Source organism: Serratia proteamaculans, assembly GCF_013337185.1.
Classification (GTDB): Bacteria; Pseudomonadota; Gammaproteobacteria; order Enterobacterales; family Enterobacteriaceae; genus Serratia; species Serratia proteamaculans_D.
This window is the reverse complement of record NZ_SWDE01000008.1, coordinates 87,047-98,686: the sequence shown is the minus strand read 5'-3', so window position 1 is coordinate 98,686 and position 11,640 is coordinate 87,047. Positions and strand designations below refer to the sequence as shown.

Here is an 11,640-nt window from a genome sequence, read left to right as displayed (position 1 = left end):
AGTTCGGTGCTGCGCCCGTTTTACAACGTCATTCGCCTATGCTGACCGTTGGGAAGCTGGACTTCCAGCGACAAGGTACCGCCCATGGCTTCAATATAGCGTTTCAGCGATGAAAGCTTGATTTCGCTGCCGCGCTTTTCCAGATTGGCGACCGAAGGCTGGCTGATACCCAGCCGTTTCGCCAGTTCCACCTGAGAAACCGCCAGTTCTTCCCGCAGCATCGCCAGCCGCAGCTCAAAAATTTCCTTGTCCGCTTTTTGTCTCGCTGCCTCAACCACGGCGGGGTCAAGTTTATCGATCAGGTTTGCTAAAGGCTTGGCCATTTGCTTTACCTCTGGGTTGCCAAATAATGTGAAAACTCTCTGGCAGCGATGGGCAACAGCCGCTGATAGAAGCGTTTATCGCCGGTTTTGTCGCCGCCGCACAGTAGCACCGCTTGTCGTTGTGGGTCGAATGCGAAGAAAACCCGAAACGGGCGACCGCGATGTTGAATGCGTAATTCTTTCAGATGCTGTATCTGACCTTTGTGATGCAGCGTGTCGGCATGCGGACGCGCCAGCAAGGGGCCAAATTCCTGCAGTTTAAAGATGCCCACCAACAGGCTTTTTTGCTCATCGTCGTTTAATGATAAAAACCAGTCGTCGAATCGTTCGACGGTCACGACCTGCCACATGCGACGCTCCGAATATAGCTCCTATGCTATATAGTGTAAAGGCTATTGTGGCAACAATATGCAGCTAACCGGCAGGGAAAGAAAATCGAAGCGGAGGAAATGCGGCGCGGCACGCAATCGGTGGCAGCGCCCAAACAAGTCAGATGGCGTAGGGGCCGGGTACCACGGATTCCCGCAGCCGAAGTTCACCGGTGAAAGGAGTGAGTGGCTGTATATCCTCCCCTTTAATCAGGCGGAAAGCCTGGCTGATGGCGGCTTCGATCATCACGTCGATCGGCAGATAAACGGTAGACAGCGCCGGTTGCAAATAGGCGGCGCTGGGTTCGTCGTCAAAGCCGAACAGTGAGACATCCTGTGGCAGGCGTTTGCCCGCATCGTGCAATGCCTTCATTGCGCCGACCGCCATGTCGTCGTTACAGGCGAACAGGGCACTAAAGCCGCTACCTTTGGTCAGTAAATTACGCACGGCCTGATGGCCGCTTTGTACGCTGCTGTCACCATAGGCTACGCGGGCGTCGTCGAAGGCAATGGCGTGATGCTCAAGCGCCTGCCGATAACCGGCTAACCGAGCCTGGGCGGTCGGCGTGGCAATCGGCCCGGTAATACAGGCTATCTCGCGGTGCCCTTGCTGAATCAAATAATTCACCGCATGGAAGGCGGCTTCCTGCTGTTCGAAGGACACACAGCGCGCGCGGGCTTGTGGAAGATCGCGGTTGATCACCATGATCGGCACCGGCAGGCTGTCCAACAGCTTCATCAGCGTGGGTTCGGACATAAAACGGGTATACAGGATGATGGCGTCACAGCGGCGATCGGCCAGCAGTTGCACCGCCTGCAGCTCGTCTTCCGGCGTGTCGTGGCCGTCGGTAACAATCAGATGCTTGCCGCTGGCCTCGATCAGCTTGGCGGCTTTGCGCAGCAGACGGCCGAAGTAGGGGCCATCGAAGTTGGAAACCACCAGCCCGATGCTGTTGGAGCTTTTATTCGCCAGCGATTGGGCCAGGAAATTCGGGCGGTAGCCCAGATCGTCCATGGCCTTGAACACCGCGTCGCGGGTGCTCTTTTTCACCTGGCCGGTGCCATTCAACACGCGTGAAACCGTGGCTTTAGATACCCCCGCGCGAATGGAAACATCCAACATGGTGATCATCAATGGCTTACCCCTTCAACATCCGCTGTGGCAAATAATGCTCAGTTTAGCATAGGGTTAGCCCTTGGCTGCGCGGCTTTTTATCGCGGTGATTGCGTTGTGATGAAACGCCCGTAGACTGCTTTCAGGCAACGAGAATAAAGGGACGGCGGGATGACTAATATTGCGCTTCTGGCGGACTATCCGCAGCACCGGCAACAGGTGATCGACTGGCTATGGCGGGCGTTCGGCAGTGAAAGCAGCAGGGCATTTTTCGCCAGCGTGGTGGACAGTGGGCTGCGTGGAGCAGATTTGCCCATCACTTTTATCGCCTTGCAGGGGGACAAACTGGTCGGCACCGTCGGTCTATGGCGCTGCGATTTGATCAGCCGCCAGGATCTGACGCCCTGGCTGGCGGCGCTGTATGTCGATGAAAGCCAGCGCGGTAGCGGTCTGGGTTTGCGGCTGCAGCAGCATGTGCAGGACTACAGCCGCCAGGCCGGCTTCAACGAGCTGTATCTCTACAGTGACTTCAGCGGCTATTACGAACGACACGGCTGGCACTATATCGGCGACGCGCTGGACTACCCTGACCGCCCGGTGCGGCTCTATCACCGCGAACTGAACTAGTTCTGCTCGTACACGTTATTGATGCTGGCCACTGAGTGGCGACGTACCAGCGTCGGGCTGAACATATTGGTGATCTCCGGCAGCGGCTGGTTATTGGCCAGCGCCAGTGCCAGTTCAGCCGCCTGGGTCGCCATGGCCACCACCGGGTAGCGGATGGTAGTCAGGCGGGGGCGCAGATAGCGTGAAATCAGCACGTCATCAAAGCCAATCAACGACATTTGGCCCGGCACATCCACGCTGTTGTCGCTCAGCACCGAGAGCGCACCGGCGGCCATCGAATCGTTATAACAGGTCACTGCGGTGAAGTTTTTGCCGCGCCCGAGCAACTCGGTCATCGCTTGTTCACCGCCGATTTCGTCCGGCTCGCCGTAGGCAATCAGCCTTTCATCTACCGCGATGCCATGCTCCTGCAACGCATCGAGATAACCCTGCAGACGGTCTGCGGCGTCGGAGATTTGGTGGGTGGAGCAGACGATGGCAATGCGCTGATGCCCCTGCTGAATCAGATGGCGAGTCGCCAGCCAGGCGCCATAGCGGTCGTCCAGCGCCACACAGCGCGATTCAAAGCCCGGCAGCGTGCGGTTAATCAGCACCATGCCCGGGATCTGCTGCATCCAGCCGCCCAACTCGCGATCGGTCAGCTTTTTGGCATGGACCACCAGTGCGGCACAGCGGTGACGTACCAATTGTTCAATCGCCTGGCGCTCTTTTTCCGCCTCATGGTAACCGTTGCCAATCAGCAAGAAATTGTGGGTCGCGTAGGCCACCTGTTCGACCGCTTTGACCATAGCGCCAAAAAAGGGATCGGACACGTCGGAGACAATCAGCCCCAGCGTTTCGGTCGATTGCTGCGCCAGCGCGCGGGCGTTGGCGTTTGGGTGGTACTGCAGTTGTTCCATCGCGGCCTGCACGGCGGTGCGTGAGCTTTCGCTGGCCTTCGGGGAATGGTTTATTACGCGGGATACCGTGGCCACGGAAACACCCGCCAGCCTGGCAACATCCTTTATGGTAGCCATATCTGTCATACATCCTGGGTAATCGCTTACATTCCTCAGTCTTGCGGAAAAAACCCGGGGCTGCAAGCGCTGGCGATCGCAACTTGTGGCGGCTGTTGCAGATATGGGCGATTTATTCTGTGCTTAGACTTGGGTAGCTCAGTAATAGAGCCATTTGTGCTTTGGTGGCGCACGGCAGCTAATGTTACTTTTGTGCATCCAATTTTGTTTGAGAACCACATGTCGATTAAACGTTACCCGCAACTCGCTCACTGGGGGGCGTATACCGCCGTGGTTGAAGACGGCAGGCTTATCCGCTGTGAGCCTTTCGCAGACGATCCGGATCCTTCCCCGATGCTCGACTCCATCGCGCCGATGGCCTATTCCGACAAACGGATCCGCAAGCCGGCGGTACGCCGTTCCTGGCTGCAAAAGCGTGAGGGCAGCGATCGCACGCTGCGTGGCCGCGAGGATTTTGTTGAAGTCGACTGGGATCTGGCGCTCGATCTGGTGGCGGAAGAAAACCGCCGCGTGCGCGATCGCTACGGCCCCTCGGGCCTGTTTACCGGCTCCTATGGTTGGTCATCCGCCGGGCGTTTGCATCATGCGCGCTCGCTGGTGCGGCGCTTTTATTTCGGCGGCGGCGGTGGCGTTGATCAGTTAGGCAACTACAGCTGGGGTGCAGCGCAGTTTTTCCTGCCGTATGTGATCGGTACCTTCACCCCATTGACCGGGCGCGTCACCAGTTGGCCGAGCGTGGTTGAGCACTGTGAGCTGTTTGTCGCCTTTGGTGGCCTGGCGCTGAAAAATGCCCAGGTATCGTCCGGTGGCGCGGCGGAACACTCGCTCAAACCCTGGCTGCAAAAGCTGGTGCAGAAAGGCACCCCGGTGATCAACATCAGCCCGATGCGGGATGACTGCCCGGCATTTGTGAATGCCGAGTGGATCCCGATCCGCCCGAATACCGATGTGGCGTTGATGCTGGCGCTGGCGTATGAAATTCAGCGGCGGGGCGCGCAGGACGAAGCATTTCTTTATAGCCACTGTGCCGGTTATGACCAACTGGCGAGTTATCTGCGCGGCACCGATGACGGCGTGGCGAAAACGCCTGAATGGGCCAGTGCAATCACCGGTATCCCGGCGGCGCGCATCGGCTTGCTGGCGCAGCAATTGATCGGCGTGCGCAGTTTTATCACCTGTTCCTATTCCGTCCAGCGAGCTCACCGTGGCGAACAGCCCTATTGGATGATGATTGCCCTGTCGGCGATGCTCGGGCAGGTCGGGCTGCCGGGCGGTGGCTTCTCGTTCGGACACGGTTCCATGAACGGCGTTGGCAACCCGCGCGTGGATACGCCAGGGCCAATGATGCCGGTGGGCCCTAATCCTTGCGGGTTGGCGATCCCGGTGGCACGCATTTGCGACATGTTGCTGCAACCGGGCGAACCCTACCCGTTCCGTGGCGAGACGCTGCATTACCCGGACATCCATCTGGTGCATTGGGCCGGTGGTAACCCGTTCCATCATCACCAGCAGTTAAACCGGCTGGTGGAAGGCTGGCAGAAGCCGGATACGGTAATTGTGCAGGATATCTGGTGGACTCCGGCCGCCAAAATGGCAGATATCGTGCTGCCGGTAACCACTTCACTGGAACGTAACGATATCGGCGGCTCATCGCGCGATCGCTACGTGTTGGCGATGCATCAGGCCATTGCGCCGCAGCATCAGGCGCGAAATGATTTTGATATTTTTGCCGATCTGGCAGAGCGGCTCGGGTACCGCGAACAGTTCACCGAAAATCGCGATGAACGAGCCTGGATCGAATCTATTTATCAGCAGTGCGGACAGGCGCAGGCCGGTACCGGTGTGGAATGGCCCGAGTTCGAAGATTTTTGGCGTAAGGGCTATGTCGAGCTGCCGGCACCGGCGAAAGAATTCGTGTTCTTTGACGACTTCCGCGCTGACCCACAGGCCAACCCGCTGCAAACCCCGAGCGGCAAGATTGAGCTGTTCAGCGAGAAAATCGCCGGTTACCGCTACGCCGATTTTGCACCGCACCCGCAGTGGCAGCCGCCGGTCGAATGGCTGGGGGCGCCGCAGGCCAAAGAGTGGCCGCTGCATCTGATTTCCGTCCAACCGAGCGATCGTTTACACAGTCAGATGGATCCGGCCCCTCTGGCGCAGGGCAATAAAACCGCCGGGCGCGAAACGCTGTATATGCACCCGCAGGATGCGACAAAACGCGCTATTACCGATGGGGCGGAGGTGTTGGTCAGCAATGCGCGTGGCAGTTGTCTGGCGGGCGTCTCTATTACCGACGGCGTCACTCCGGGCGTGGTCGTGATGGCCACCGGTGCCTGGTTTGATCCGGGCTTCGGCAGCCAGCGGCTGCAGGTGGAACAGTCTGGCAATCCGAACGTATTAACGCTGGATATCGGCACCTCGCCGCTCACCCAGGGGCCGAACGCCATGAGCTGCCTGGTCGAGGTGAGCGTCCGATAGGTAATATACCCTATGAATTTCAAGTTGGCCGCTTTAGCGCGTCCATGCGCTCGCGGCATTTGTACATCCCTGTACAGCACAGCTAGGTGACCAACTCGCTCATCCCCAGGCGCTTACTTTAGTAAGTAACTGGGGTGAGCGAGTGCAGATAACAACGCTGCGGCTTGAAAGGCGACGGGTATAAACAGCTGGTTACACTTTGCGCCCCAATGTTGCGATTGCCTGCTGGCTGGCTTTTGCCGGCTCGGGGTAAATTGAACGTCCCAGAGGTATTGATTGGTGAGTTTCAGCAACTTGTTGTTGAACCCATATTAATTTGCACCAACCTACGCAGATGCGTAGGTTTTTTTTTGCCAAAAACCCAGCCAACCCGCCTGCACAAAATCCTATTTTGTATTTTTCTGTACCAGGACTGTTTAAGTTTCATTGAGTTATTTCCGAAAATTGCGGGAAATTTACAGCTGGTTGCATTTAGAGCAAAACTCTTGCGATTGGTCGGTAGTTTCTTAATCGCTACCTCTCTAGAGTAGGTGATCCCAGAGGTATTGATTGGTGAGAAATCAGCATACTCTGTATGTTGAAGCCATTTTCAATTGCACCAACCTACGCGGATGCGTAGGTTTTTTTTTGCCTGCCATATAGTATTCTTTTCCCTACAACCATTTACGCTCATCTTGGCCAAGGGGAGAAGGGCATGATCTTTTCTATACTGCGGGTGCTGTTCCGCCTGCTGTACCGGGTACGTGTCGAGGGCGATATCCGGCATTTCGACCAGCAAAAGCTGCTGATTACGCCCAATCATATCTCCTTCCTCGACGGCGTTTTGCTGGCGTTGTTTTTGCCGATCAAACCGGTGTTTGCCGTTTACGCCAGCATTGGCGATCGCTGGTTTATGCGCTGGCTGCGGCCCTATATCGACTTTGTCTCACTCGATCCGACCAAACCCATGGCCATTAAGCAGCTGGTGCGCACGGTGGAACAGGGCAGGCCGGTAGTGGTGTTTCCCGAAGGGCGCATTACCGTTACCGGTTCGCTGATGAAGGTATATGACGGTGCCGCGTTTATCGCCGCCAAATCGGGGGCGACCCTGGTGCCGATACGGCTCGATGGCGCCGAGTTCAGCCCCTTTGGCCGCATGGCCGGGGTGTTCAAGATCCGCTGGTTCCCGCAGATCAGCATCCGTATTTTACCGCCGACCTCGTTGCCGATGCCGGTAGCGCCACGCGCCCGCGATCGCCGTGCGTTGGCCGGGGATCGGCTGCACCAAATCATGATGCAGGCGCGGATGGATACCCGTGAGCCGCAGACCCTGTTTCAGGCTCTGTTGTCGGCGCAGCACCGTTATGGTCGTAGCAAGCCGTGCATCGAGGATATTAACTTCAAGGAGGACAGTTACCGGACGCTGACCAAGAAAGCGCTGGGCGTTAGCCGTATCCTGCAACGCTTTACCGCTGAGGGCGAACATGTCGGCATGTTATTGCCGAACGCGACCATCACCGTAGCGGCTATTTTTGGCGCTTCACTGCGCAACCGCATTCCGGCGATGCTCAACTACACCGCCGGTTCCAAAGGCCTGAAAAGCGCCATGACCGCCGCCAGTCTCAAAACTATCGTCACGTCGCGCCAGTTTCTGGAAAAGGGCAAGCTGACCCATTTGCCCGAGCAGGTGCCGGAGGCCAACTGGGTGTACCTGGAGGATCTGAAAGATACGGTGACTCTGGCGGACAAGCTGTGGATCCTGCGTCATCTGTTGCAACCGGCACGGGCCATGCTGCCGCAACAGCCTGACGATGCGGCGCTGATCCTGTTCACCTCGGGTTCGGAGGGCAATCCGAAAGGCGTGGTGCATTCTCACGCCAGCCTGTTGGCCAACGTAGAACAGATCCGGACCATCGCTGATTTCACCCCGCGTGACCGCTTTATGTCATCGCTGCCGTTATTCCACTCGTTCGGCCTGACGGTCGGCCTGCTGACCCCCCTGATGACCGGCAGCCGTATTTTCCTTTACCCCAGCCCGCTGCATTACCGTGTGGTACCGGAGCTGGTGTACGACCGTAACTGCACCGTACTGTTCGGCACAGCGACCTTCCTCAATAACTATGCGCGTTTCGCTCACCCCTATGATTTTGCCCGTTTGCGCTATGTGGTTGCCGGTGCGGAAAAGCTGGCGGACAGTACCAAACAGATTTATCAGGACAAATACGGTATCCGTATTCTGGAAGGCTATGGCGTGACCGAATGCGCGCCGGTGGTGTCGATCAACGTGCCGCTGGCGGCCAAAGTGGGTACCGTCGGCCGTATTATGCCGAACATGGAGGCACGGCTGATGAAGGTGCCGGGCATCGATAACGGCGGGCGTCTGCAGTTGAAGGGGCCTAATATCATGAAAGGCTATCTGCGGGTGGAACGTCCGGGCGAACTGGAGCCACCGGCGGCGGAAGATGAACACGGCAACCTGCAGCCGGGTTGGTACGATACCGGCGATATTGTCAGCCTGGACGAGCAGGGGTACTGCGTGATCCGCGGCCGGGTGAAGCGCTTTGCCAAACTGGCGGGTGAAATGGTCTCGCTGGAAAGCGTTGAACTGCTGGCGCAGCGTATCGCGCCGGAAGCGCAGCATGCCGCCACGGTAAAAAGCGACAGCAGCAAGGGGGAGGCGTTGGTGCTGTTTACCACCGACACCGGCATCACCCGTGAAGCCTTGTTGAAGGTGGCGCGTGAATTGGGCAGCCCTGAGCTGACGGTGCCGCGTGATATCCGTATTTTGAAAACCTTACCGGTGCTGGGCAGCGGTAAGCCGGACTTTGTGACTCTGCGTAACATGGCTGAACAGCCGGAGATTGCCTGATGAACCCGACGTTGCCTACTGATTCACCTTTGCTTTCACGCAGTATGATCGCCGTGATTTGCGCCCAGTTTCTGTCCGCATTCGGTGATAATGCGCTGCTGTTTGCCACGCTGGCGTTGATTAAGCAGCAGCTCTACCCCGACTGGAGCCAACCGATTTTGCAGATGGCGTTTGTCGCCACTTATATCATTCTCGCGCCCTTTGTCGGCCAGATCGCCGACAGCTTCGCCAAGGGCCGGGTGATGATGGTGGCCAATGGCCTGAAGCTGGCCGGTGCGTTGGTGATCTGTTTCGGGCTTAATCCGTTCCTTGGCTATACGCTGGTCGGCGTAGGGGCAGCAGCCTATTCACCAGCCAAATACGGCATTCTGGGGGAAATCACCAGCGGCGAAAAGCTGGTCAAGGCCAACGGCCTGATGGAGGCTTCCACCATCGCCGCGATCCTGATTGGCTCGGTGGCCGGCGGCGTATTGGCTGACTGGCACATTGTGGCGGCGCTGGCGGTGTGTGCGGTGGTCTACGCGGCGGCGGTGATCGCTAATCTGTATATTCCACGCTTGCCGGCGGCACATCCTGCCGTTTCCTGGACGCCGCGTGCCATGACGCGGGCTTTCTTCAACGCCTGTGTGGTGCTGTGGCGCGATGGCCAGACGCGTTTCTCATTGATCGGTACCAGCCTGTTCTGGGGAGCCGGGGTCACGCTGCGCTTCCTGTTGGTGCTGTGGGTGCCGGTGGCTCTCGGTATCGCCGACAACGCCACGCCGACGTTGCTCAATGCCATGGTGGCGGTCGGGATTGTGATAGGCGCCGGGGCCGCCGCGCGCTTCGTCACGCTGGAGACGGTGAAACGTTGCATGCCCGCCGGGATCCTGATCGGCGTGGCGGTGGCGATATTCGCGCTGCAAACCACTCTGTTTAACGCTTATGCGCTGCTGTTGATTATCGGCGTATTGGGCGGCTTTTTTGTGGTACCGCTGAATGCGCTGTTGCAGGAACGGGGCAAAAATTCGGTGGGGGCGGGCAATGCGATCGCGGTACAGAACCTGGGGGAAAACACCGCCATGTTGCTGATGCTCGGGTTGTATTCGCTGGCCGTTAAAGTCAGCGTGCCGGTGGTCGGCGTGGGGATTGGCTTTGGCGTAGTGTTTGCGCTGGCGATTAGCGCGCTGTGGCTGTCGCAGCGGCGGGCAAAATAACGGATGGGGCGCTGATGAGGCGCCCCATCTTATTATGGTGCCGGACGTGTTTTTATGGTGCCGGAATAGTAAAGCGGGTGTGGATCTCTTCCAGCCCCTGCAGTACGTCTTCATTCAATACCACATCGAAACTGTCGATGTTGGTTTTCAGCTGTTCCAGCGTGGTTGCCCCCAGCAGAGTGCTGGCAACGAACGGCTGCTGGCGCACAAACGCCAGTGCCATCTGCGATGGATCCAACCCATGCTTTTTGGCTAACGCGACATACTCGGCAATCGCCAGCTGCGTTTGTGGCGCAGAGTAGCGGTTAAAGCGCGTGAATAACGTGTTGCGCGCACCGGCTGGTTTGGCACCGTTCAGATACTTGCCGCTCAGGGTGCCGAATGCCAGGCTGGAATAGGCCAACAGTTCGACCCCTTCGTGCTGGCTGATCTCCGCCAGGGCAATCTCAAAACTGCGGTTCAGCAGGCTATAGGGGTTCTGAATCGAAACGATACGCGGCAGCTCATGTTTTTCAGCCAGTTGCAGGTAACGCATTACGCCCCATGGCGTTTCGTTAGACACCCCGATATAGCGGATTTTACCGGCACGCACCTGTTCGGTCAGTGCTTCCAGCGTTTCCAGCAGCGTGACGGTGGCTTTATCGTCGGTGTATTGATAATTGAGCTGGCCGAAGTAGTTGGTTGGGCGCTGTGGCCAGTGCAGTTGGTAGAGATCGAGATAATCGGTGTTGAGTCGTTTCAGGCTGGCATCCAGCGCGACACGAATATTTTTGCGATCCAGCGCCTGCTGTGGGCGGATGCTGCTGTCGGTGCCGCGCACCGGCCCGGCAATCTTGCTGGCCAGCACTATCTTCTCACGGTTGCCGCGTGCCTTGATCCAACTGCCGATGTATTGCTCGGTCAGCCCCTGGGTTTCAGGACGGGGCGGGACCGGGTACATCTCTGCGGTGTCGATCAGGTTGACGCCAGCGGCTAATGCATAGTCGAGTTGCGCATGGGCATCGGCTTCACTGTTCTGTTCGCCAAAGGTCATGGTGCCCAGTCCCAGCACGCTCACTTCTAAAGAACTGTGGGGAATACGGTGGTATTGCATTAACGGCCTTCCTTTCATGTTAGCGCTTACGGGCTGAACCGCCCGGTGAAACAGGAGCCAAATGGCAGGCTGTGGCAAACAACCCGCAGGGCGGTGATATCGCCTTTGCCGACTATAACCAAGCCGGGAAGATGGGGGAAGTGGATTAAGTGCGGGGAAGGCTATCACGCAGTACGAGAGCGATAGCCGACGGGGAGTTTAACGTTCGATAACCTGTGAAACCTGATCGCCGTTGATTTGGCGGCTGTTGCCTTTTTCATCTTTATAGCTGATCAGCCCGGTATCTTTATCAATCTCCGGCTTGCCCTGAGTCAGGATCATATTGCCGTCTTTGGTTGCCATCACGTAATCGCTGGAACATCCCGCCAAACCGGCGGCGATGACCAACGCAGACACTGCCATTACCCACTTTTTCATCCTGCGGATCCTCAGTTATATATGCAAAAAAGAAGCTTCTTTTAAGATTAGCAAAATATGTATGCGCCGTGTTTCGGATAAGTCTTTATCTTGATAAGGGAAAGTGACGCTGAAACGGTAAGGCGAGCAAAATAATAACGGGAGTGGCTGGCGCGCACTC

10 protein-coding genes are annotated in these 11,640 nt (G+C 57.5%); 4 read left to right on the top strand and 6 right to left on the bottom strand.

Annotated features, from left to right (window positions below; translation table 11 throughout):
- Window positions 1–20: 20 nt before the first annotated feature.
- The 3 genes from FCL49_RS22680 to FCL49_RS22670 all read right to left on the bottom strand — a co-directional run bounded on the left by FCL49_RS22680 (window position 21) and on the right by FCL49_RS22670 (window position 1,823).
- The gene (locus FCL49_RS22680) at window positions 21–323 is read right to left on the bottom strand and encodes a helix-turn-helix domain-containing protein (RefSeq protein ID WP_135317878.1); all 303 of its coding nucleotides are present in this window, start codon (window positions 321–323) and stop codon (window positions 21–23) included.
- Between the two features lie 5 nt (window positions 324–328).
- Window positions 329–673 carry a type II toxin-antitoxin system RelE/ParE family toxin gene (locus tag FCL49_RS22675; protein ID WP_174355226.1) on the bottom strand — a complete coding sequence of 115 codons (345 nt, stop codon included), beginning with the start codon at window positions 671–673 and terminating at the stop codon, window positions 329–331.
- A 139-nt stretch (window positions 674–812) separates the two neighbouring features.
- Complete coding sequence (locus FCL49_RS22670; protein ID WP_174355225.1) at window positions 813–1,823, bottom strand: LacI family DNA-binding transcriptional regulator; 1,011 nt, start codon at window positions 1,821–1,823, stop codon at window positions 813–815.
- 153 nt (window positions 1,824–1,976) lie between these two features.
- Here FCL49_RS22670 and FCL49_RS22665 point away from each other — a divergent pair, with 153 nt between their 5' ends.
- Window positions 1,977–2,432: a GNAT family N-acetyltransferase gene (locus FCL49_RS22665; protein WP_174355224.1), complete on the top strand. Its 456-nt coding sequence runs from the start codon at window positions 1,977–1,979 to the stop codon at window positions 2,430–2,432.
- Here the strand turns inward: FCL49_RS22665 and galR are convergent.
- A complete protein-coding gene (gene galR, locus FCL49_RS22660) occupies window positions 2,429–3,448 on the bottom strand; it encodes an HTH-type transcriptional regulator GalR (RefSeq protein ID WP_174355223.1) in 1,020 nt (339 codons plus the stop codon). The genes FCL49_RS22665 and galR overlap by 4 nt on opposite strands.
- Before the next feature lie 219 nt (window positions 3,449–3,667).
- On the opposite strand from galR, the gene FCL49_RS22655 reads away from it, so the two are divergent.
- The 3 genes from FCL49_RS22655 to lplT all read left to right on the top strand — a co-directional run bounded on the left by FCL49_RS22655 (window position 3,668) and on the right by lplT (window position 9,970).
- The gene (locus FCL49_RS22655; RefSeq protein WP_174355222.1) at window positions 3,668–5,926 is read left to right on the top strand and encodes a molybdopterin guanine dinucleotide-containing S/N-oxide reductase; all 2,259 of its coding nucleotides are present in this window, start codon (window positions 3,668–3,670) and stop codon (window positions 5,924–5,926) included.
- 694 nt (window positions 5,927–6,620) lie between these two features.
- Window positions 6,621–8,774, top strand: coding sequence for a bifunctional acyl-ACP--phospholipid O-acyltransferase/long-chain-fatty-acid--ACP ligase (gene aas / locus FCL49_RS22650; protein WP_174355221.1), 2,154 nt, complete (start codon window positions 6,621–6,623; stop codon window positions 8,772–8,774).
- Window positions 8,774–9,970 carry a lysophospholipid transporter LplT gene (gene lplT / locus FCL49_RS22645; protein WP_174355220.1) on the top strand — a complete coding sequence of 399 codons (1,197 nt, stop codon included), beginning with the start codon at window positions 8,774–8,776 and terminating at the stop codon, window positions 9,968–9,970. The genes aas and lplT overlap by 1 nt, the downstream gene beginning before the upstream one ends.
- 52 nt (window positions 9,971–10,022) lie before the next feature.
- On the opposite strand, the gene FCL49_RS22640 is transcribed toward lplT, so the two are convergent.
- Window positions 10,023–11,063 (bottom strand): NADP(H)-dependent aldo-keto reductase, encoded by a 1,041-nt coding sequence (locus tag FCL49_RS22640; protein ID WP_135317777.1) that lies wholly within the window; start codon window positions 11,061–11,063, stop codon window positions 10,023–10,025.
- A gap of 198 nt (window positions 11,064–11,261) precedes the next feature.
- Window positions 11,262–11,480, bottom strand: coding sequence for a YgdI/YgdR family lipoprotein (locus FCL49_RS22635; RefSeq protein WP_135317776.1), 219 nt, complete (start codon window positions 11,478–11,480; stop codon window positions 11,262–11,264).
- Window positions 11,481–11,640 lie beyond the last annotated feature (160 nt).

Excerpts from the sequence above, each read along its gene's own strand:
- FCL49_RS22680 (WP_135317878.1), bottom strand. The coding sequence starts at position 323 with ATGGCCAAGCCTTTAGCAAACCTGATCGATAAACTTGACCCCGCCGTG.
- FCL49_RS22675 (WP_174355226.1), bottom strand. The coding sequence starts at position 673 with ATGTGGCAGGTCGTGACCGTCGAACGATTCGACGACTGGTTTTTATCA.
- FCL49_RS22670 (WP_174355225.1), bottom strand. The coding sequence starts at position 1,823 with ATGATCACCATGTTGGATGTTTCCATTCGCGCGGGGGTATCTAAAGCC.
- FCL49_RS22665 (WP_174355224.1), top strand. The coding sequence starts at position 1,977 with ATGACTAATATTGCGCTTCTGGCGGACTATCCGCAGCACCGGCAACAG.
- galR (WP_174355223.1), bottom strand. The coding sequence starts at position 3,448 with ATGGCTACCATAAAGGATGTTGCCAGGCTGGCGGGTGTTTCCGTGGCC.
- FCL49_RS22655 (WP_174355222.1), top strand. The coding sequence starts at position 3,668 with ATGTCGATTAAACGTTACCCGCAACTCGCTCACTGGGGGGCGTATACC.
- aas (WP_174355221.1), top strand. The coding sequence starts at position 6,621 with ATGATCTTTTCTATACTGCGGGTGCTGTTCCGCCTGCTGTACCGGGTA.
- lplT (WP_174355220.1), top strand. The coding sequence starts at position 8,774 with ATGAACCCGACGTTGCCTACTGATTCACCTTTGCTTTCACGCAGTATG.
- FCL49_RS22640 (WP_135317777.1), bottom strand. The coding sequence starts at position 11,063 with ATGCAATACCACCGTATTCCCCACAGTTCTTTAGAAGTGAGCGTGCTG.
- FCL49_RS22635 (WP_135317776.1), bottom strand. The coding sequence starts at position 11,480 with ATGAAAAAGTGGGTAATGGCAGTGTCTGCGTTGGTCATCGCCGCCGGT.